The organism is Methylotuvimicrobium alcaliphilum 20Z (assembly GCF_000968535.2).
Taxonomy (GTDB): domain Bacteria; phylum Pseudomonadota; class Gammaproteobacteria; order Methylococcales; family Methylomonadaceae; genus Methylotuvimicrobium; species Methylotuvimicrobium alcaliphilum.
In genome coordinates, this window is record NC_016112.1 from 130265 (window position 1) to 150474 (window position 20210).

Annotated in this window: 19 protein-coding genes; 12 read left to right on the top strand and 7 right to left on the bottom strand. The window is 46.4% G+C overall.

What is annotated here, in order from left to right; translation table 11 throughout:
- Window positions 1-156: 156 nt before the first annotated feature.
- The 5 genes from MEALZ_RS00600 (at window position 157) to MEALZ_RS00620 (ending at window position 5294) form a co-directional block, all read left to right on the top strand.
- The gene (locus MEALZ_RS00600; RefSeq protein WP_046060915.1) at window positions 157-1293 is read left to right on the top strand and encodes an MlaE family ABC transporter permease; all 1137 of its coding nucleotides are present in this window, start codon (window positions 157-159) and stop codon (window positions 1291-1293) included.
- The gene (locus tag MEALZ_RS00605) at window positions 1290-2072 is read left to right on the top strand and encodes an ABC transporter ATP-binding protein (protein WP_014146634.1); all 783 of its coding nucleotides are present in this window, start codon (window positions 1290-1292) and stop codon (window positions 2070-2072) included. Before MEALZ_RS00600 ends, MEALZ_RS00605 begins: the two co-directional genes overlap by 4 nt.
- The gene (locus MEALZ_RS00610) at window positions 2065-2979 is read left to right on the top strand and encodes an MlaD family protein (RefSeq protein ID WP_014146635.1); all 915 of its coding nucleotides are present in this window, start codon (window positions 2065-2067) and stop codon (window positions 2977-2979) included. Before MEALZ_RS00605 ends, MEALZ_RS00610 begins: the two co-directional genes overlap by 8 nt.
- Window positions 2976-3527, top strand: coding sequence for a hypothetical protein (locus tag MEALZ_RS00615; RefSeq protein WP_014146636.1), 552 nt, complete (start codon window positions 2976-2978; stop codon window positions 3525-3527). The genes MEALZ_RS00610 and MEALZ_RS00615 overlap by 4 nt, the downstream gene beginning before the upstream one ends.
- Window positions 3528-4697: 1170 nt before the next feature.
- Entirely contained in the window at window positions 4698-5294 is a 597-nt protein-coding gene (locus MEALZ_RS00620; protein WP_014146637.1) for a hypothetical protein, read from the top strand.
- A 17-nt stretch (window positions 5295-5311) separates the two neighbouring features.
- On the opposite strand, the gene MEALZ_RS00625 is transcribed toward MEALZ_RS00620, so the two are convergent.
- The 4 genes from MEALZ_RS00625 to MEALZ_RS00640 all read right to left on the bottom strand — a co-directional run bounded on the left by MEALZ_RS00625 (window position 5312) and on the right by MEALZ_RS00640 (window position 9687).
- Window positions 5312-7195, bottom strand: a complete 1884-nt coding sequence (locus MEALZ_RS00625; protein WP_014146638.1) for a cytochrome c peroxidase — start codon at window positions 7193-7195, stop codon at window positions 5312-5314.
- Window positions 7196-7279: 84 nt separating this feature from the next.
- Entirely contained in the window at window positions 7280-8662 is a 1383-nt protein-coding gene (gene mtoX / locus MEALZ_RS00630; RefSeq protein WP_014146639.1) for a methanethiol oxidase, read from the bottom strand.
- Between the two features lie 101 nt (window positions 8663-8763).
- The gene (locus MEALZ_RS00635) at window positions 8764-9039 is read right to left on the bottom strand and encodes a DUF4242 domain-containing protein (RefSeq protein ID WP_014146640.1); all 276 of its coding nucleotides are present in this window, start codon (window positions 9037-9039) and stop codon (window positions 8764-8766) included.
- A 51-nt stretch (window positions 9040-9090) separates the two neighbouring features.
- Window positions 9091-9687, bottom strand: a complete 597-nt coding sequence (locus MEALZ_RS00640; RefSeq protein WP_014146641.1) for a TetR/AcrR family transcriptional regulator — start codon at window positions 9685-9687, stop codon at window positions 9091-9093.
- A gap of 249 nt (window positions 9688-9936) precedes the next feature.
- Between MEALZ_RS00640 and MEALZ_RS00645 the strand changes: the two genes are divergently transcribed.
- Window positions 9937-10200: a hypothetical protein gene (locus MEALZ_RS00645; protein WP_014146642.1), complete on the top strand. Its 264-nt coding sequence runs from the start codon at window positions 9937-9939 to the stop codon at window positions 10198-10200.
- Between the two features lie 138 nt (window positions 10201-10338).
- Here MEALZ_RS00645 and MEALZ_RS00650 read toward each other — a convergent pair whose 3' ends face one another.
- On the bottom strand, window positions 10339-11022 hold the full coding sequence (locus MEALZ_RS00650) for a YggS family pyridoxal phosphate-dependent enzyme (RefSeq protein WP_014146643.1): 684 nt from the start codon (window positions 11020-11022) through the stop codon (window positions 10339-10341).
- A gap of 113 nt (window positions 11023-11135) precedes the next feature.
- On the opposite strand from MEALZ_RS00650, the gene MEALZ_RS00655 reads away from it, so the two are divergent.
- Together MEALZ_RS00655 and MEALZ_RS00660 are read left to right on the top strand one after the other, a co-directional pair.
- On the top strand, window positions 11136-12173 hold the full coding sequence (locus MEALZ_RS00655) for a type IV pilus twitching motility protein PilT (RefSeq protein ID WP_014146644.1): 1038 nt from the start codon (window positions 11136-11138) through the stop codon (window positions 12171-12173).
- Window positions 12174-12183: 10 nt separating this feature from the next.
- On the top strand, window positions 12184-13317 hold the full coding sequence (locus tag MEALZ_RS00660; protein WP_014146645.1) for a PilT/PilU family type 4a pilus ATPase: 1134 nt from the start codon (window positions 12184-12186) through the stop codon (window positions 13315-13317).
- Between the two features lie 5 nt (window positions 13318-13322).
- Here MEALZ_RS00660 and djlA read toward each other — a convergent pair whose 3' ends face one another.
- Window positions 13323-14132, bottom strand: coding sequence for a co-chaperone DjlA (djlA, locus tag MEALZ_RS00665; protein ID WP_014146646.1), 810 nt, complete (start codon window positions 14130-14132; stop codon window positions 13323-13325).
- A gap of 74 nt (window positions 14133-14206) precedes the next feature.
- Here djlA and MEALZ_RS00670 point away from each other — a divergent pair, with 74 nt between their 5' ends.
- Window positions 14207-15106 carry a phosphoribosylaminoimidazolesuccinocarboxamide synthase gene (locus MEALZ_RS00670; protein WP_014146647.1) on the top strand — a complete coding sequence of 300 codons (900 nt, stop codon included), beginning with the start codon at window positions 14207-14209 and terminating at the stop codon, window positions 15104-15106.
- A 138-nt stretch (window positions 15107-15244) separates the two neighbouring features.
- On the opposite strand, the gene radC is transcribed toward MEALZ_RS00670, so the two are convergent.
- The gene (gene radC, locus MEALZ_RS00675) at window positions 15245-15919 is read right to left on the bottom strand and encodes a RadC family protein (protein ID WP_014146648.1); all 675 of its coding nucleotides are present in this window, start codon (window positions 15917-15919) and stop codon (window positions 15245-15247) included.
- Window positions 15920-15998: 79 nt separating this feature from the next.
- Between radC and coaBC the strand changes: the two genes are divergently transcribed.
- From coaBC to MEALZ_RS23270, 3 genes are read left to right on the top strand one after another with little or no spacing between them, the layout of a single operon-like run.
- Window positions 15999-17225 carry a bifunctional phosphopantothenoylcysteine decarboxylase/phosphopantothenate--cysteine ligase CoaBC gene (gene coaBC, locus MEALZ_RS00680; protein ID WP_046060916.1) on the top strand — a complete coding sequence of 409 codons (1227 nt, stop codon included), beginning with the start codon at window positions 15999-16001 and terminating at the stop codon, window positions 17223-17225.
- Complete coding sequence (gene dut, locus MEALZ_RS00685) at window positions 17194-17649, top strand: dUTP diphosphatase (protein ID WP_014146650.1); 456 nt, start codon at window positions 17194-17196, stop codon at window positions 17647-17649. The genes coaBC and dut overlap by 32 nt, the downstream gene beginning before the upstream one ends.
- A gap of 18 nt (window positions 17650-17667) precedes the next feature.
- Window positions 17668-20208, top strand: coding sequence for a phosphomannomutase/phosphoglucomutase (locus MEALZ_RS23270; RefSeq protein WP_014146651.1), 2541 nt, complete (start codon window positions 17668-17670; stop codon window positions 20206-20208).
- Window positions 20209-20210 lie beyond the last annotated feature (2 nt).

A 20210-nucleotide genomic window follows, 5' to 3' on the forward strand; every position in this document is an offset into this window, starting at 1 on the left:
TGAAGGCATCCATTAGGTACGCGCAGCGTACCCTCACAGTCAGGTTTGTAATTGGATGGGCTAGTCAATAAAGCTAATTGATTCATGGGAGAAAACCAAATTACTATAGAATGGTCGAATAATTGTATTTACTTGTAACAATGGAAAAATACGTTGATGGCCTCGTTAAATAATAAGCTTATTGCTAAACCGGTGTTGCAAATAGAGCAGAAAAATAATTTATCCTCTATTAATCTCAAAGGTTCATGGAACTTATTAGCAATCAACGGAAGCTCTTCTATTACTCGAGAGCTTAAAGCACTGCAATATAATTCGGATTGCATATGGCGCCTTGATGAGGTTGAGGCGCTCGATACTGCAGGGGCTTGGCTGATATGGCAAGCTTGGGGAGAGGAATTTCCAAATCAAGTAGAAATGAGGCCGGAGCATAAGCGCTTATTCGATCGATGGAAAACCTTTAACTATGCACGGCCGGAGGAAACACAGAAAAGTTTGGCACAAATTTTCAATGATGGAAATAAAGTCATTTTGGCTTTCTATAGGCATGTTTTTAATGGCATTATTTTACTTGGTCAATTATTGCTCGACACAGTATATCTATTAAGATCACCGAACAAAATACCTTGGCCGGAGATATCAATGACGATATATAGTTCCGGTGTAAAGGCACTTGGCATCACAGCGTTAGTTGGCTTTTTGATTGGTATTGTTCTTAGTTATTTGTCGGCACTTCAGTTGCAAGCCTTCGGTGCGGAAATCTACATTATCAATATTTTGGGGATGAGTGTTATTCGAGAGTTGGGGCCTTTGTTAGCGGCTATTTTAGTGGCAGGCCGATCAGGGTCTGCATTAACCGCCCAAATAGGAATCATGCGCGTTGCAGAAGAGTTAGATGCATTGTCCTCGATGGGAATTTCGCATTCGCTACGAATCATTTTTCCGATAGTAGTGGCGTTAACAGTAACGTTACCGTTATTGACGGTATGGACAAATGCGGCCGCTCTGTTAGGTGGTATGGTGTCGGCTTGGCACACGCTCGATATAAGTATGCAACAGTTTGTGCAGAGACTGCCTGATTCCGTACCTTTGGTTAATGTATTTATTGGAGTGGGCAAGGCCGCAGTATTCGGAATGTTAATAGGATTGATAGCCTGTCACTATGGATTTCATATTAAACCCAATTCGGAAAGTTTGGGGAATGAAACGACCAATTCCGTTGTCGCTTCAATTACTGTAGTGATCATGGTGGATGCGATATTTGCAATTTTATTTATGGGAACGGGAATGCCATGAATGATGTCAATGCAATCCACATGGAAAACATTTGGACCCAATTTGGCGACAACGTAATTCATGAAAATATTAGTTTCAGTTTGTCAAAAACGGAAATTCTCGGCCTGGTCGGGGCATCCGGAAGCGGAAAAACGACATTGATGCGTGAAATGATCGGATTGCAGGCGCCGACCAAAGGACGTGTTATGGTAATGGGGCAGACCTTAGATTATGAGTCCGGGAATATTTCAGGGCAGATGTTAAGTCAGTGTGGTGTATTGTTTCAAAAAGGTGCTTTATTTAGTTCGTTAAATGTTTTCGATAATATTGCGTTTCCGTTGCGGGAAATTGGTGTCAAGGATTTCGAATGGATATCTCATTTGGTTGCTTTAAAATTAGCGATGGTTGGCTTATCTGCGAAGGACGAGATGCTCATGCCAGCGGAGCTTTCTGGGGGTATGATCAAAAGAGTGGCTCTTGCCAGGGCCTTGATTTTAGAGCCCGCGTTATTATTTCTTGATGAGCCGACATCCGGTCTTGACCCCATTGCCAGTCAAGGATTTGTAGATCTATTGTGCGAGCTTCATCATGACTTGGGCTTTACGGTTGTTATGGTCACCCATGATTTAAACGTTTTGAATGATTTGTGTTCAAAAGTGGCTGTGCTGGCGGAAAAAAAATTAATTGCATACGGTCCGTTGGAAGTCGCGCTAAAGTGCAGCCATACTTTTGCGAGACAATTTTTTCATAATAAGCACGCTGAGAAAGTTTTTATGAATAGAGAGCATTGTTTTGGGTAGAGATACGCACGCTTTAGCTACCGGTCTTTTTTTACTAACACTGATAATAGGACTAGTCGGCATAGTGTATTGGATCGGTAGCTTTGAAAAAGCACGTGATCTTTATGTTATCTCGACTAGAGACTCAGTAACCGGTTTAAATCCCGAATCTACCGTGTATTACCGGGGGATTGCGGTCGGTAAGGTTTTGACGGTAAATTTCGATCCGAGCGATCCACTGACGATTTTGGTCGAAATTGAGGTGGATAACAATATACGATTTACACGGGGGGTTTTTGCGACATTACGTTTAAAAGGGGTGACAGGGTTAACGCAAATCGATTTACAAGATACGGGAGACAGCGATGAATGGTTGTTACCTGGTGATAGGCCGGAGCAAAGAATTCCGTTGTTGCCATCGTTGACGGATCGTTTATTGAGTTCAGGTGAAGAAATATTAATGAAAGCCGAACAATTGATGATACGCCTAGACCGTGTGTTGAGCGATGAAAATGAAGAGCATGGACGTGAAATTTTGCGTAATCTAAATGTCGTCACTGCGAAAATGCCAAAACTTGAGGATCAGCTGGGTAAGGTATTGGAAAAAATGCCGAATTTAATAGATAGTACGGAGACTACGCTCGGTCAAATCGGTGATTTGACGGTTGATTTAAAAGCGGCGGCAAATAGCGTAAAAATACTTGGTGACCGAGGAGATGCATTGGTAACATCGGGAGCAAATGTTGGCGATGTGCTGACAGGGACAACTTTACCAAAAGTACATCAAACAATGAATGAATTACAGTCCACAATGGATCAATTAAAACGAGTTGCTAATATGCTAGAAGCTAATCCTCAAGCATTAATATTAGGGCCGGTTAAAACCGAGCCTGCTCCGGGCGAACCGGGATATGAGGAGCCAAAGTGAATGTATCACTGACGAGTTTGTGTTTAATCATGCTGATGCAGATAAGTGGCTGCGGCTATAAAACTAGGCCTGAGGGAGCGTCTTTGCACGACCTTGGGCTTATTGTTCAGCGTAATGCCGAGCAGGCACCATTACATGTCGAAGTAACAGCTCCGGAGTGGTTAAGGGATACGAGAATTCACTACAGACAGCTTTATTTAACCCCCACCATTGTAAAATTTTATAACCTAGACCGATGGATTGCGCAACCGGCCGCTTTATTGGCCAAGCACTTCGCAGCAATTCCAGTAAGCGAGCCGTTAACTGTAAAAGTGCGTTTATTGGATTTTGAACAACGTTTCGATACTCCACAGCAAGCGCGTTCGGTCGTTGCTTTTGAAGTTGAAGTGTATAAGGTGAACGAAAATGCACCAATAGCTCGAAAAGCGTTTCAATTTGAACAGGTCAATATATCGGCCAATGCATTGGGTGCGGTCAATAGCTTTTCTGACTTAATTAGGAAAGCGATTATTGAAATGACTGCTTGGCTTAATTCTTTGCTAGTCTGATTTCGGGGCGAGACAGAGGGCGTCGTAAAAACAGTCTTACTCCCTTTATACTCAAAAATTAGCTAAGGAATATGCACAAAAAACTTCTATAAGTAGTAGGCTTTGCGGCGGTTCGGTGACTCGCTTGACAGGACGCCGTGAATACGTCCCTGTAGGCTTGACGGCGGCTTTCCCTGCCGCCGACACCTGTCAATCGAGCCACCGAACCCCCTTCCAAAGTCGTCGACGTTATTTCATGTTCGTTCCTAACTTTATGAAGGTATGGGGTGTGGCTAGCGAGGATGTCGGCAGCAGGGCAGATTTTTGCTCCACGCAAAATCTGCATTCACGCCATCCTTGGCGTTCGATCGCTGCCGTCAAGCCCCCATGGGTGGGTTTACCCAGCACCTAAATTCCATGAGCCATTAGCTATGATTAACTATCTGGGATAATTTAGGTGCTGGGTTCACGGCGTTCCTCGATAGACACATCCCATACCTTTTATTCTTAGACGGTTTTTCAATCAAAAGAGAGTAGTAACAAACCTTCCGGCGCCTTAACGGGTTAAGTCGAAATAGTAAACGCGTTAGTCGATGTCAAAGCGTGTCTGTGGATAATCGGTCATTTCACCTAATTTAGTTAAATAACATAGTTATTACAGCAATTCCGATGGGTATGTAACCAAATCTTTAGTAGCTGAACGCGACTGATCATGCGGTTTTGTTTGTATATACCTTTCGCACTTCAAATTTCAGCAATGTCCGAGGAGGCGTCGGGGTGTTCGACAAAGGCTTTGCCTAGCATGGAGCTGGCATAGAGCCTACAGGGACGTATTCACCCAGCACCTAAATTCCATAGCCCATTGGCTATGGTTAACTATCTTGGATAATTTAGGTGCTGGGTTCACGGCGTCCTTTGACGGACACCCCGGCGCCGAATTTTGATATACGATGAAGTTTAGAAAGGGCTTATCTGAAGCCCAAACTAATAATACATGGCAAATTAAATGCCAAAGTTAGCGGCCAATTGTCGCGCGGCAAAATGCCACATTTTCCTGATCGCCTTTAGTGGATACACTTTATCCGACTCTTGTATGCACTCTTCACGAGACTAGAGTTGAATCCTTCCTCTTTAATGCGGCCTCCCGGCCGCATCTTTTTTTCGACATCCCGGTTTCAAAAAAGGTAAGTTATGTCAATTTTCAAAAACCCCGATTTTTTCGATCTCAAACCGCTAGATCTCGAACACAAAGTGTTTTTGCCGACGCGAGAGCTTTATAGTAGTTTGAGCCTGCAATTAAACGAGCTGTATCGACAAATCAAAACAGTTTTGCTCGATTGGCACGCTGAAGTAGCGGTTTCCGCGAAACAATTTTATGCGCATCCGGTCGAGACTGGCTCGCAGTGGTATGCTCAAGCCATTGATTACGGGACGCAGATGTATGCTCAGGTTAATGAGGTTTATTTTCCGAAAGTCGAGTCTATGTATGAACAAACAATAGTCGCAGCGACGCAATTGGGTCGGCAAGCCGGCGAACATTGGCAAGCGTTTTACGATCATCCTCAAGCAACGGTTGCGGCAATGGTCGAACCGGTGACGAATTATACGAATCAAGCAATTGACGTCGCGGAAGTCTATTTTGTGAGCGTTTATTCAGCGATTCTGGACTTATTCGATTTAATGCTTGAACAACCGACTGAAACCTTAGAAGCCGTATATCAAAATGCGTTAGCCGCATTGTTGGACATTTATTTTCAAATGATTTCATCGTTATTGGCGATACTGTAAAAGTATCGCGCATGTGATCAGTTTTCTTGATGATCGCCGACTGGAGCCGCAAATGCATCGGCAACCAATTCATCGATATTGTCACCGGTCAAAGACTCCAGAAAAGCAGTCAAATCGTCTATTTCAGCATTGTTTAAATTCAAAGGATTGATCAGCGGGTCTAAGTTTTCATTGCTAATGCCGCCCTGGTTATAGAAGTCGACGACTTCCTTTAGTGTCGAAATCGAACCGTTGTGCATGTATGGTGCGGTCAGCGCAACATTACGCAATGATGGGGTTCTATAATGCCAACGGTCGTCAGGATTCTGGGTAACTTCATAGCGGCCGAGATCGTTGCTCTTGGTTTCCGAAACCGAATCGATTAATTGCGAATCGATATCGACAAAGACGCCGGGAGCGACCTGGACTCGTTGTGTCTTAGCAGTACTGCGCATTGCTTCGCGATAACCGATGCCGGTGTTATGAAACGCATTGTCGGTGAACAGCGCATGCTTCTTACTGATGCTGTGACAAGACGAGCATTGCGCCTTGCCGGAAAATAGCTTGAAACCGCGTTGTGCGGAAATATTCAAGGCTCGTTTGTCGTTGCTGTAATACCAACGGTCGAATGCCGAATTGCCCGAGTTAAGGGTGCGCTCGTAACTTGCGATCGCCATGCCGATTGTTTCGATTGTCGGCCCTTTGCCGAAAGCCTTTTTGAAAAGAGCATTGTATTCGCTATCGTTATGCAATTTTTCGATGACGCTACCGATCGACGGGTTGGCCATTTCATTGTGCGCCAATAGAGGACCCCAAACCTGGTGTTCGAGACTATTTTCGCGTCCATCGTGAAACAATTTGGTGTAATAAGCGACATTGTAAAGTGTCGGACTGTTGCGCTTGACGGTCCGGCCTTCGACGCCGACCGCAGTTTTCATCTCGTTACTGGTAAAGCCTTGTTCGGGAATATGACACATGGCGCATGAAAAGGTATTATTCAGCGACAAGCGGCGGTCGTAAAACAGTTTCCGGCCCAATTGCACTTTCTCCGTCGTCACAGGATTGTTCGCCGGAACCGGCACGGGAGGCAGTCCTTTCGGTGGGTGGTAGACTGTTTTCATCAAGTCAGTCGTTTGACCGGTTCGGTCGTCCAAAGCAATGCTACGAGTCGCATAGTCGCTGCTTTCGTAATTCGATTTATCATCGCCGGGTCGAAAACGTTTGGCGACTTGTTCCGACGTTTTGCCATTGGCGACGACTACCGGTTGCAGTAAGGTCTTCACATCATTGATCAAAGTGTCCGTATGCAAGAACGAAACGCTGTAGATGTTGCGGATTTTTTTGTTTCGGTCGATCAAATAGACGCGCAAAATATGCGAAAAAGTGCCGGTGAAACGTCCGTTTTCGTCGTAGATTTTCTGGATGCTTTGCCGGTAATTATCGAGAATGGGTCGCAGCTCGGTTTCCGAAGTCGTCGTTAGAAAGCGCCACTCGATATTTTCATCCTGCAGGTGCTCGCCATACTGTTTCATTTTGTCTGGCGTGTCTTGTTCCGGGTTAAAGCTTAACGTCAATAAACGCAGTTGTCGGCTCAATTCGGGTTCTTTTTTAAGGCGGTTTTTGATCTTATGAAATACACCGGTTGCTAAAGGGCAGCCGTTGACGTCGCTGCACGTCGAATAAATAAAACTGAGTAGCACGATCTTATCGCCCATCAGTTGATGCAAGGTAATAGTTTGGCCTTGTTCGTCGAGAATTGTACCGTCTGCGGCTTTTCCGAGCGCCGGTAACAGATAGCTGCCGACGGCCGGGAGTTCGTATTGCAGCGCGCCATAACCTGGCGCAAGCGTTTCGTTGCCGGCCTTGACCGAAAAGACCGCTACGCTCGACAGCAAAATGACGATGGTAAACAAATGTTTCATGGCGTCGCTCCGGCGAATCGATGGGAACAGAGGGCGGCGGAAGCCGCTGTCAATAGAAAAAGCGGCCGAAGCCGCTCATTGAGGTTATTGATATTTCGTGAGCAGGTTGGGCTGCTGGCTGTTGCTGCTATAAAGAGAATATGCACCGAACCGCATTTGATGCGCACGGCCTAACTTTTCCTTGATGAAATCGATCGCGAACTGTTCTTTTAGTTGCTTTCCATCCCAGTGATAAAGCTTGAAGAATTGCTCGTTATCGTCGCCTTTTTTATCCCAGTTGGCCAATAGAGAAGACGTATAATAGAGACGTTTGCCGTCCCAGCTTGACGACACCATATTGACTTGGGCGCCGATTTTTTGTTCGTAAACTTGTTTCGGGTTGAACGGATCGCTAATGTCGAAACCTCGAGTCTTCCCGTCCATAAAGGTATTGACCCATAATGTTTTGTCGTCGCTCGAAATAGAGATGTCGACCGGCAACGGGATTTTTGAAGGATCGCCGATATCGGCAACGGCTTTCGCTTGCCATTCGCCTGCTTGGTCTTCGTAAATCAACCAGATTTTCGATGTTAGTGCTGTGCTGGTAAAACAGTAATTATTATTGGCCCCCCATGCGCAACGAAGTTCCAGAGGCGCACCGGGAACGTCGAAGACTTTTTTCGGTTTGCGCGCATGCAGGTCCCATTGCACGACGGTATTGCCGAAGCGTTTCATCGCCTCGGGGTCGTTCAGCATCTTGCCGAAATCCATCATGTAATTGGACCAGCCGGTGAACGACGAGGTGAACATCGCATTGCGTCTAGGCAACACGCGCACGTCGTAGCCATAACCGTCGGCATAGTTTCCAGTCTTGACCGCGCCGCGCAGGTCGCTGTCGGTCGGATGCCAATGAGTCGCGAGATATTCTCCTTCGTTGGTGTATTCGACTAAGGCGGTTCTGCCGCCGTGATCCTTGTTATTCGACAGACCGGTGATCAGCATGCGACCGGGCAAGGCATAGGTCGTATGCGGGCCGACTACGCCACCGCTTTTCGCGACGAAATCGCTGATGACCTTCGTTAATTTGGGTTTAGCCGGGTCGCTGTGAACATCGAAAATAAAAACCTTATTGGTATCGAGGCCGCCAGCCCACAAGTACTGTCGATCATCGGTAAAACCGGAATGATGTGCCTCATTGCGACCGCCGACCGACAGCGAGTTGATGACTTTGCCGTAGTTCTTGGACTTAGGATTTACATCGACCGTGACCAGTTTGTCCTGTTCGTCACCGACACCTTCCATGCCGAGCGTCCAGATATAGACAAAGTCCTCCTGTCCGACGATTTTGGCCATATAAGGCGACATGCAGGTTTCATCGGCTTGAGCAGACTGAATGCCAAGGCTGCTGATCATGATTGTTGAAGCGGTAAACAGGGCTGATTGAGTTAGTTTGCCAAGAAGATTTCGGTTTTTGCTTTGTGATTTCATAGTATGCACTCTCTTATAATTATCTGAGTAATATTGAGCTTTCGTGAAATTGACTGATTGCCTCCTTTGGTTGATGGGTATTTCTGAGATCGGTATTGCGCTTATGTTTCGGCAGTAGTTGGATCAATAATCGTCTTGATTCGACTGACACGATTAGCAGGAAATGATCCTTGTTGGGCATGTTCACGAATAGCTTTTTCGTCCGGTGCGATATAAACACAATAGACTTTATTATCGGTTACATAACTCTCAATCCATTGGATTTTCGGCCCCATATCCTGAAGAATGGAGCATGACTTTTGAGCGATGCCTTGAAGGTCTTCGCTTGTCAACGATCCTGCATTGGGGATTTCTCGTTCGATAATGAATTTAGGCATGTTTTTCTCCAATTAAAAAATGACTGGTCGTCTTTATAGGGATTGAAAAAATTAGGCTTTGAAATAGCCCTCCAACAAACTCCGGCAGCATTGCTTTAAAGGTTCCGAGGATTGTTCGATTTTCATTCGAAGTAACGCGCCTTGCCAGGTGTTTAGTAATAAATCGGCCATTTCCTCTGCCGTTAGATCGGATCGAACGGTTCCTTGTTGCTGCGCTTGGGCAAGTGCAGAGCGTATAATGTTGCGATAACGAGTTACCGCGGATTGCAATGCTTTTTGGCATATTTCGCTGGTGTCGCCGATTTCACCCATTAGATTGCCGAGCAGGCAGCCGCCTTTGAAGTTTTGTTTTTCGGTTTCGGTAATCAACTCTCGGTAATAGCGCGCTAACGCAGATAGGGCATCGCCGTTCGAATGTTCCAAATAGGTGTCAAGTTGTTTAATGAATGGTTCGATGTAGTGTTGAATGACTTCCGCGCCGAAATTTTCTTTACTGCCGAAATAATTGTAAAAAGAACCTTTGGGTATTTTAACGGCATCTAAGATTTCTTTAAGTCCGGTACCATGATACCCCTGCTCCATCAATAGCTTGACGCCTTGATTGAGTAGATTATCTCGGTTGATTTGTTTTTGCGATATTTCGATCATGCAAAAATAATACGACCGGTTGTCTTGATAGTCAATGATAAAAATAAATTTTTTCTTTTGGGATTTTTAGGGGGCTTGTTAATATTTTGCCGAGTACAGACGAAGGACAGAAAATGTACCTTTTGCGCAGCCCAATTTTCGGTTTTTAACTCTATCCCATGTTGGTGGGGAATGTATGATGGCGAAATTTGATGTGCGAAAGATGTGCTTCGTCGTGAAGGTTTCAATTCAAAATAATAGGAAAAATCAATGAGCGAACAGGAGTCAAATGGAGGGTCTGGCAACATAGAGCAGGACGGAAAGAGTATGCATCCATTAATCAAGTTGGGCATACTCTCGGTCGGCTCTAAGGTTGGTGCGGAAATTATTCTCAAGCTCGCGAAGCACCCTGTGTTGTTAATGGCGATGGGTATCGGTAGCGGGCTATATATTAACAAGCACCGCAAAGATATTCTCGAAGCCGCACAGCAGCTAAAAGATCAGGGGTTGGCGATCGTTAAGAAAAAAGATTGATCCTAAAAAGAGCAGTTGACATGTGTTGTAGACCGTTCGTGCTGAGCCGAGTCGAAGCATGAAGGGTCTACAACACTTTCACCGACCTGGTGAAGTCTCAAACTGCTCTTTTTAGGTTGATGCATCTGTGGTGCCGGATTAACTGTATTGCCGGGTTCCGAACAAGGACGTGCCGATTCTGACCATTGTGGATCCTTCGGCAATCGCCGCGTTTAAGTCGTTACTCATCCCGAATGAAAACGTATCGAGATTAGGATGCCTGAGTTCGGAAACCGCTTTATAGAGCAATCGGTAGGGCTCTCGTTGCAAAGAAAAGTCACTTTGCGGTGCAGGTACCGCCATAACCCCTCTTAGACGGAGATTCGGAAGGGCATTAACTGCGTCGATCAATTCCGGAAGATCATTCAGTGCAATGCCTGATTTGCTACTTTCATGGCTGATGTTGACTTGCAAACAAATATTCAATGCCGGTAAATTGGCAGGGCGTTGTTCACTAAGCCGCTGGGCAATTTTGAACCGGTCTACGCTATGAACCCAGGCAAAATGGCGGGCGATGAGCTTGGTTTTATTGGATTGAATCGGGCCGATGAAATGCCAGGTGATATTGTAAGCCCCGAGCTCTTGTTGCTTGGATCGCGCTTCTTGCGCATAGCTTTCCGCGAAATGGCGTTGGCCGGAAAGATAGGCGAGGATAATGTCCGAAGAAGGTTTAGTTTTACTGACGGCAAGTAAGCGAACACTTCCCGGTAAGCGTTCGAAGTCGATCTCGGCTTGTCTAATTTGAGTTCGAACGGATACGATTTGTTGAGCAATTGCGAACATAAGCACAATTTAGATGATAAAAAGCGCCTATTAAACAGCAGCCCTTTCAAAAAGCAAAGACTTAGGCTAAGGTTATTTAGTGTTTCTATTTTTATTAGCCGCTTGAGAATCGTATGGATATTGCTGAATTATTGACTTTTTCCGTTAAAAACAATGCATCGGATTTACATTTATCGGCCGGTTTGCCGCCGATGATTCGAGTGGACGGCGATATCCGGCGTATCAATATTCCTGCCTTGGAGCATAAAGAAGTTCATGCTTTGATTTACGACATCATGAACGATAAACAGCGCCGTGATTATGAAGAATTTCTTGAAACCGACTTTTCTTTTGCATTGCCGGGCGTTGCAAGGTTTCGTGTCAATGCGTTTAATCAGGAACGCGGTGCTGGTGCAGTTTTTAGAACGATTCCTTCGAAGGTGTTGAGTTTAGAGGATCTGAATGCGCCAAAGTTTTTCGAAGAAGTCACGCGCAAACCGAGAGGTTTGATACTGGTAACAGGACCTACCGGGTCGGGTAAATCGACGACGCTCGCGGCGATGATCAACCATATCAACACCAATGATTATGCACATATTTTAACCGTTGAGGACCCGATCGAGTTCGTACATGAAAGCCAAAAATGCTTGATCAACCAACGCGAAGTCCATCGCGATACTTTAGGGTTCACCGAAGCGTTGCGTTCCGCATTGCGGGAAGACCCCGATGTTATTCTAGTGGGCGAAATGCGCGACTTGGAAACGATACGATTGGCACTGACCGCGGCAGAAACCGGTCACTTGGTTTTCGGCACGTTGCACACCACGTCGGCCGCGAAAACGATCGACCGCATTATCGATGTGTTTCCGGCGGCTGAAAAAGACATGATCCGCTCGATGTTGTCGGAATCGTTGCAAGCGGTTATTTCGCAAACCTTGCTGAAAAAAGTCGGAGGAGGACGTATCGCGGCGCATGAAATCATGGTCGGGACTGCTGCCATTAGAAATTTGATTCGCGAAGCGAAAGTTGCGCAAATGTATTCGGCGATACAAACCGGGCGCAAGGAAGGCATGCAGACCTTGGATCAAAATTTGAAAGAGATGGTTGAAAAAGGGTTAGTGGCTTCAAAAGTCGCCATGATGAAAGCCGTTAACAAAGACATGTTCAGATAAAGGTGGCGATATGGATGAATTTAAGCGATTACTTGAGTTAATGGTCCAGCAAAAGGCCTCCGATTTATTTATCACAGCGGGACGCCCGCCCACGATAAAAGTCGACGGTAAGTTGATCGAAGTGTCCAAAACAATACTAAATAGCGATCAATCACGAGCGATTGTCATGAGCGTGATGACGCAACGGCAAATAGACGAATTCGATAATACCAAAGAATGCCAGTTTGCGATTGCCTTTCCTAAGCTCGGCCGATTCCGGGTGAGTGCGTTTACCCAACGAGATGCGGCGGGAATGGTGTTGAGACGTATTGAGACCCATATTCCTGATGCCGAAGATCTGCATTTGCCGCCGGTTTTAAAAGATTTGGTCATGAACAAGCGCGGCCTGGTGTTGTTTGTCGGCGGGACGGGAACCGGTAAGTCGACTTCACTGGCGTCGTTGATCAAATACCGAAACCAAAACAGCAGCGGTCATATCATTACCATTGAAGATCCGCTCGAGTTTTTGCATCCGCACTTGGGGTGTATCGTTACGCAGCGTGAAGTCGGCATGGATACCGAGTCCTATGAAGTCGCGCTTAAGAATACCTTGCGCCAAGCGCCCGATGTCATCCTGATCGGAGAGGTTAGAACCCGTGAAACGATGCAAAATGCGATTACGTTCGCCGAAACCGGACATTTGTGTATAACGACCTTGCATGCGAACAATGCCAATCAGGCATTGGATCGGATTTTGCATTTTTTCCCGGACGAAATGCATAATCAATTATTTATGGACTTGTCGTTGAACTTGCGAGGCATTGTCGCGCAGCAGTTGATTGCCCGTGCCGATGGCAAAGGGCGCTATCCCGCGGTTGAAATTTTGTTGAACACACCCTTGGTTTCCGACTTGATTCGTAAAGGCGAGGTTCACAAACTTAAGGAATTAATGAAGAACTCGCGGGAACATGGGATGCAGACCTTCGATCAAGCGCTTTACGATCTTTATACCGCCGGAAAAATTAGCTATGAGGATGCCTTGAACTCTGCTGATTCAAGAAACGAAGTACGCTTGATGATTAAGCTGGGTGCTGAAGATTTAGGGACTTTAGTCAATGAAAATATGCATTTAAAAGAAGACGAAGACGAACATTCTCGTTTTTGATTCAATCATCTTTTACGCGCTTCACTTATCGTTTCATAAGCCTTGGTAATTTTTTGCGTTTTTTCCTTGGCTAAGGTCATCATTTCTTCGGGGAGACCTTTCGCAACTAGTTTATCCGGATGATGTCGGCTGATTAGGCGGCGATAAGCTTTTTTAATATCGCTATCGCTGGCATTGGGGCGAACGCCGAGGACCTCATAGGCGGTGGCTAAGTTATCCTCTTTTTTAATCGATTGATATTGCTGTCGATGTTGACTGCCATAGAGCCGATATTGCGCTAGAATTTGCAATTTGATGCGCTCGTAATCAAACCGCGATAAACCGAGTATTCCGCAGATCTTGATCAACAGCTTATCCTTGGCCTCGTCCAAATGGCCGTCGGCCATCGCGGCTTGAAGTTGAATCTCTAAAAACATGCGGATTAAGTCGGTTCGTCTCTGGCACTCGTGACGAAATTGACGAAGCGCATCGTCAAGGGGAAAGTCTTTGCTTTTGCCTTGTTGAAACAGTTTGATGGCGGTCGAGCGCAAGTTGGCCGATAAACCCATTTCGTCCATTACGCGTTTAGCCAGATCGATTTCCGCTTGAGAAACGCGCCCGTCCGCTTTGGCGATGTGGCCCATTACCGAAAAAGTCGCGGTAAAAAAAGCGGTTTGTATGCGGTGTTTATCGCCGGGGCTCAAGCTCTCGTCGAAATCGAATGCCTCCAAGCCGGAATCGAAATGATGGCCGACCGATGCCCCTAGTATAGCCCCAAGCGGACCGCCCAATAGAAATCCGAAGGCGCCGCCCAAGAATTTTCCCAACCAACTCATTGCCAGACATCCCGTAATTCGAAAATAAATGCTATTGTATGCGATTTGATATTAACTTCTTAGAACGAGGTATTATGAACGCTCCGGCTGTTCTTTACGAATCATCTTTGTCGCAATTGACGCTGCGTGCTCGCGGAAAAGTCCGTGATATTTACGACATAGACGATAAACACATGTTGATCGTCACGACCGATCGCCTATCGGCTTTCGATGTGATATTGCCGGACCCGATTCCGGAAAAAGGGCGGGTTTTGACATCGGTTTCGAATTTTTGGTTTAGCAAATTGAAACACATCTTGCCGAATCATTTAGCCGGCGTTTCTTTGCCTGAAGTGCTTACCGATCCGCAAGAGCTCGCCCAGCTGGAAGGAAGGGCGGTTGTAGTCAGAAAATTGAAACCGCTACCGGTCGAAGCGATTGTACGTGGATATATCATTGGCTCGGGTTGGAAAGATTATCAACAAACCGGTCATATTTGCGGCATTCGTCTTCCCGAAGGTTTACAGCAGGCACAGCAATTGCCCGAACCGATCTATACCCCGTCCAGCAAAGCCGCTGTCGGCGATCATGATGAAAATATAACGTTTGCGAAAACGGTTGAATTGATGGGGCCAGAACTCGCCGAAAAAGTGCGTGAGGCCAGTTTGGCCCTCTACCAAGAAGCGGCGAATTATGCCAAGGAAAGAGGCATAATTATTGCCGATACCAAATTCGAATTCGGCACCGACGACGCCGGCGTCTTATATTTGATCGATGAAGCGCTAACGCCCGACTCGTCGCGCTTTTGGCCCGCCGATCAATACCAAGTCGGTATTAGCCCGCCCAGTTTCGATAAGCAGTATGTGCGCGACTATTTAGAAACCTTGGACTGGAATAAAAAGCCGCCGGCACCATCATTGCCCGAGGAAGTTATTCGGAAGACGACCGAAAAATACCTGGAAGCGGAGACAAAGTTAATCGGTTCAAAGAGTTAATGCGCAGCCTTAGATGTTTAGCGTTTATGACCGGGGAGACTCTTTCTGGACGATTGATACATCCGTGTATTATAACTCTCTTTGCGAGTCGCCTTTTTTAGTCTACTTTTTAAAAAGTATATAGATAAAAATTATTTGTCATATCAACCCATGCTCAGCAAACGAGTAGGGTAAGCCGTCGCCGATGATAAAATGATCAAGAACCCGAATGTCGAATAAAGCCAAGGCTTGCTTGAGTTTGTCGGTTATGTGGCGGTCGGCTTGGCTGGGTTCGCTGATTCCGGAGGGGTGATTGTGTGCGAATATAACGGCGGCGGCGTTGTGCTGTAAAGCGGCTTTGGCTACTTCTCTAGGATACACAGAGGCGCTGTCTATAGTGCCTCGGAACAATTCTTCGAGCTTTAAAACACGATGTTGGTTATCGAGAAACAAGCAAGCGAATACCTCATAACTGTATCCTCTTAATTGCGCGCTGAGATAAGCTCGGGTAATGTCGGGGCTGGTCAAGGCGTCACCGCGTTGTAGAATTTCACAAAAATGCCTTCTAGCCATTTCTAAAACGGCTTGCAGTTGCGCGTATTTAGCGGGCCCTAAGCCGACACTTTGACAAAAACGTTCCAGGTCGGCATCGAGCAGCGCCTTTAAAGAACCGAAGTCGTTCAGTAAGTCTCTGGCTAAATCGACAGCCGATTTTCCAGGCGTTCCGGTGCGCAGAAATATTGCGAGCAATTCCGCGTCGGTAAGCGCGTTTGAGCCTTTTTGTAATAATTTTTCCCGAGGTCGTTCATCCGCCGGCCAATCTTTGATTGCCATTGATTACCCAAGTTAGGTCAAAAATATCAAGCATAGAAGAAATTTACTATACTTGCCATAATATCCAATTTAATTTTCTATCGGTACAACTATTAATAAGAAGCGAATATTACTAGCAGTTTGCGGCGGAATCGCGGCCTACAAGTCTGCAGAGCTCATCCGGCTCTTGAGAAAACACGGGTGTGAAGTTAGAGTGGTGATGACTCGGTCGGCGATGGCCTTTATCACTCCGTTGACTTTGCAAGCCTTATCCGGAAACCCTGTGCATATTGATTTGTTGGACTGTGATCAAGAACACGCAATGGGGCACATCAGCTTGGCGCGCTGGGCGGATTGCATCGTGATTGCTCCGGCGACCGCAAATATGATCGCTAAATTGAGTCATGGCTTGGCCGACGATTTAGTCTCCACGTTGGTGTTGGCCGCCGGGTGTCCTCTTTATTTGGCGCCGGCAATGAATCGTGTCATGTGGCATAAAGCCGTTACTCAGGAAAATATAGAGCGCTTAGTCGGCCAAGGAGCGCAATTCATCGGGCCGGAAGTCGGCAGTCAAGCTTGCGGCGAAACAGGTTTAGGGCGTATGTCCGAGCCGGAAGCGATCATGCAGTGTTTAATGGCAAATACTGCGCAAGCGGTTTTACAGAGTAAAAAGATTTTGATTACAGCCGGCCCTACACGGGAACCTCTCGACCCGGTTCGCTATATTACCAATCGCAGTTCCGGAAAAATGGCTTATGCGCTTGCCCATGCGGCCTTGGCAATAGGAGCTGAAGTCACTTTGGTTAGTGGGCCAGTCGCATTGTCAGCACCCGATGGCGCGCGTCTGATACAGGTTGAAACTGCCGCGCAAATGCATGAAGCGGTCATGACGAGTGTTCAATCGGCCGATATTTTTATCGCGGCGGCGGCAGTCGCCGATTACAGTCCGGTTAGTGTTAATGATAAAAAAATAAAAAAACAAAATGACGAGGTCGTCATTTTATTACGTAAAACCCGTGATATTTTAGCCGATGTTTCGAAGTTGACGCATAACAGACCTTACACGGTTGGTTTTGCCGCCGAAACGCACGATTTAGAGCGATATGCTCAAGACAAGTTAATTCGAAAGAATTTGGATATGGTTGCGGCCAATTGGGTTGGTAAAGATAAGGGCGGGTTCGAAAGCGATCTAAATGCCCTGTCTGTCTTCTGGCATGGTGGCGGCGTAGATTTGGCCATGACCGATAAAAAACAACTCGCACGGCAGCTAATGAGCTTAATCGCTGAGAAAATCAATGAAAAAAATACAATTAAAAATTCTGGATGAACGATTGGGTAAGGATATTCCTCTGCCTGAATACGCCACTACCGGTTCGGCCGGTTTGGATTTGAGGGCCTGTTTGAGCGAATCGGTCGAATTGAAGCCTGGCGACAGTATCTTGATCCCCACCGGCATTGCGATTCATATTGCCGATAATACTATGGCGGCAGTCATCCTGCCTCGCTCGGGATTAGGGCATAAACACGGAATCGTTTTGGGTAATCTCGTGGGATTGATCGATTCGGATTATCAGGGACAGATTTTCGTATCTTGTTGGAATCGTGGACAGACCGCATTTATCGTTAATGTCGGGGAAAGAATCGCACAATTGATTTTCGTGCCTGTCGTACAGGCGCAATTCGAGTTGGTCGACGCGTTTGATGAAAGTGCTCGAGGTGAAGGTGGTTTCGGACATACCGGGCGACATTAAATTGATAGGGGACATTTGATGGAGCGTATATTCTTACCGCTGTCGATCATTGCGGCATTTGTGGTGCTATTGACAGGAGGAGCGATTTATTGGGCTAATGACTCCAGCATCAAGGAAGCTAAGCATGATTCAGCAATGGCTCTGGCTGCCGGTACCGCATTAGGTATTTCAAAACAAATCGAACAATTGGCTAGCGCAATTGACAAAATGGCTCGAGATCCGACTGTAATAGAGGCAATGGAAAACAGAGACAGGGGCCGGATTCGAGCGTTAGAAGCACAATTGGAAAAATATTTGCCGGGCGCATTAAAGATCAGATTATTGCTGCCAGGCATAAACGATTTGGATACCGAACATGTTCCGCACATGGGCTTTGCCGATTTGGACATGGTTAAGGAAACCTTTAGCGGGAATCCTCAACCCTTGATTCAAGGGGAGGGTGCTAACCGGCATCTTGCGATAACGGCTAGAATTGAAGAAAGCGGCCGCGTGGCGGGTGTCATATTGGCCAGTTTGAGTTATGACTTTATTAATAACAGCATTAAGCCTAGCTCTATCGGCAATCAGTTGATTCAATTGAGGCAGGGTGACTTCGAGTTGGCAGCGGTTGGAAACCGAGCGCTTATCGGCGATGCTGCTAGTGTGCAGATGCCTATTGCTCACACGGCATGGCAAGTTCAGGTTTGGTATCAGATAGGGGGGAGCTCTTCGGATGTAGGGTTGATTGCGGCAATTATGTTAATAGCGGTGCTGTTGGTTTGTCTTGCGTTTTTTGTAGGCTATCGGAAAAGTGCCAATATTTTAAGCCACGACCAAAGTATTGTTTTAAAAGCCGTCAAGGATCTAATGACCGGAAATGCGTATGGTAATTATCCGGTAAATTTGAGTGAGATGAGTGTCATTATTTCCACGCTGGTACAATTCAAGCGAGTATTGGATCATCAAGGAGACGACGTCGTTGCGATTGCTAATGAAAGCGAAGCCGATTTTGACGGATTTTTTGAAGAATCCGATTTTGCGATTGAAGAAATTGTTGAAAACGCTAAAGCAGGCGATGCCGAAACAAGTCCGGTCTCAATGCCGGATGTCGATTGGGATATGCCGATACCAGAAGCGAAACCAACTCCGGTTCCCGAGCAGCCAAAACCCTCCCCTATTTCAAAAGCGACGGCACCGTTGCACGAGGGGAGCGGAGAAGTATTTAGAGCCTATGATATACGGGGCGTGGTCGGCAAAACGCTGACAACCGAACTGGCTTATGATATTGGCCGCGCGTTTGGTACGGAAGTGAGAAAAGCGGATTGTAACATTGTCGTGGTCGGACGTGATGGGCGCCATTCCAGTCCCGAATTGGCGGATGCCGTGATCAATGGCATTGTTTCGACAGGGCGGGATGTCCTCGATTTGGGCATGGTGCCGACACCTATTCTGTATTTCGTTACGCAACATACCGAAGGACGGACCGGGTTAATGATTACCGGGAGTCATAATCCGGCAGAATACAACGGCATGAAAATGGTGATTAAGGGTGAAACCTTGGCAGGGCAGCGTGTCGCGAAGCTTAAAAACATCATCGATAAACAAGATTATGCCGTTGAGGTAGGCGGTACGGTCGACCAGAACAGCATGTTTGTTAATGAATACATCGGTATTGTCGCCGAAGATGTACATTTGGTCAGGCCGATGAAAATCGTGTTGGATTGCGGGAACGGCGTGGCCGGTGATATTGCACCGATACTATTTAAGACGCTGGGTTGCGAAGTCGTCGAATTGTTTTGCGATGTCGATGGCAGTTTTCCTAATCACCATCCGGATCCAAGCGTTCCGGAAAATTTGGAAGACTTAATTGCTGCGGTGCAACATTATGAGGCGGACATCGGCATCGCTTTCGACGGTGATGGCGACCGCCTTGGGGTGGTCGATTCAAACGGTAAAATTATATGGCCGGATCGGCTGATGATGTTGTTTGCTAAGGATGTCTTGGCAAGAAAGCCCGGTGCGCAGATTGTTTACGATGTCAAATGCTCTAGGCATTTGGCCGAGCAGATCGCCAAATACGGCGGTCGAGCCTTAATGTGGAAAACCGGCCACTCTTATATGAAGGCAAAAGTCAAAGAAACCGGTGCTAAATTAGCTGGAGAGATGAGCGGGCATATCTTTTTTAATGACCGATGGTACGGGTTTGATGACGCTTTATATTCAGCGGCGCGTCTAATTGAGATTTTGTCCTCGGATGCCAGAACCAGTGCCGAAATTTTTGCCGAGTTTCCGGAAAGCCTTAATACACCGGAATTGCTCGTTTCAATGAAAGAGGGCGAAAATTTTGACTTTATTGAACGGTTATTTGCCAAGGCCGATTTCAAAGATGGGAAAATCACCAACATCGATGGATTACGGGTCGATTTTTCCGATGGTTGGGGGCTAGTTAGAGCATCGAATACCACGCCTTCATTAGTGGTCCGTTTCGAAGCCGATAGCGAGCAAGCGATGCGCCGAATTCAAAAGGAGTTCAAGACATTGATCGCGAGTATCGAGCCACAGCTAGTTTTACCTTTTTAATC

What these genes read in the sequence shown, in the direction of transcription:
- mtoX (WP_014146639.1), bottom strand. Translation starts at nt 8,662, where the DNA reads ATGAAATCACAAAGCAAAAACCGAAATCTTCTTGGCAAACTAACTCAA.
- djlA (WP_014146646.1), bottom strand. Translation starts at nt 14,132, where the DNA reads ATGAGTTGGTTGGGAAAATTCTTGGGCGGCGCCTTCGGATTTCTATTG.
- MEALZ_RS00670 (WP_014146647.1), top strand. Translation starts at nt 14,207, where the DNA reads ATGAACGCTCCGGCTGTTCTTTACGAATCATCTTTGTCGCAATTGACG.
- MEALZ_RS00620 (WP_014146637.1), top strand. Translation starts at nt 4,698, where the DNA reads ATGTCAATTTTCAAAAACCCCGATTTTTTCGATCTCAAACCGCTAGAT.
- radC (WP_014146648.1), bottom strand. Translation starts at nt 15,919, where the DNA reads ATGGCAATCAAAGATTGGCCGGCGGATGAACGACCTCGGGAAAAATTA.
- dut (WP_014146650.1), top strand. Translation starts at nt 17,194, where the DNA reads ATGAAAAAAATACAATTAAAAATTCTGGATGAACGATTGGGTAAGGAT.
- MEALZ_RS00635 (WP_014146640.1), bottom strand. Translation starts at nt 9,039, where the DNA reads ATGCCTAAATTCATTATCGAACGAGAAATCCCCAATGCAGGATCGTTG.
- MEALZ_RS00640 (WP_014146641.1), bottom strand. Translation starts at nt 9,687, where the DNA reads ATGATCGAAATATCGCAAAAACAAATCAACCGAGATAATCTACTCAAT.
- MEALZ_RS00660 (WP_014146645.1), top strand. Translation starts at nt 12,184, where the DNA reads ATGGATGAATTTAAGCGATTACTTGAGTTAATGGTCCAGCAAAAGGCC.
- MEALZ_RS00605 (WP_014146634.1), top strand. Translation starts at nt 1,290, where the DNA reads ATGAATGATGTCAATGCAATCCACATGGAAAACATTTGGACCCAATTT.
- MEALZ_RS00655 (WP_014146644.1), top strand. Translation starts at nt 11,136, where the DNA reads ATGGATATTGCTGAATTATTGACTTTTTCCGTTAAAAACAATGCATCG.
- MEALZ_RS00645 (WP_014146642.1), top strand. Translation starts at nt 9,937, where the DNA reads ATGAGCGAACAGGAGTCAAATGGAGGGTCTGGCAACATAGAGCAGGAC.
- MEALZ_RS00650 (WP_014146643.1), bottom strand. Translation starts at nt 11,022, where the DNA reads ATGTTCGCAATTGCTCAACAAATCGTATCCGTTCGAACTCAAATTAGA.
- MEALZ_RS23270 (WP_014146651.1), top strand. Translation starts at nt 17,668, where the DNA reads ATGGAGCGTATATTCTTACCGCTGTCGATCATTGCGGCATTTGTGGTG.
- MEALZ_RS00600 (WP_046060915.1), top strand. Translation starts at nt 157, where the DNA reads ATGGCCTCGTTAAATAATAAGCTTATTGCTAAACCGGTGTTGCAAATA.
- MEALZ_RS00625 (WP_014146638.1), bottom strand. Translation starts at nt 7,195, where the DNA reads ATGAAACATTTGTTTACCATCGTCATTTTGCTGTCGAGCGTAGCGGTC.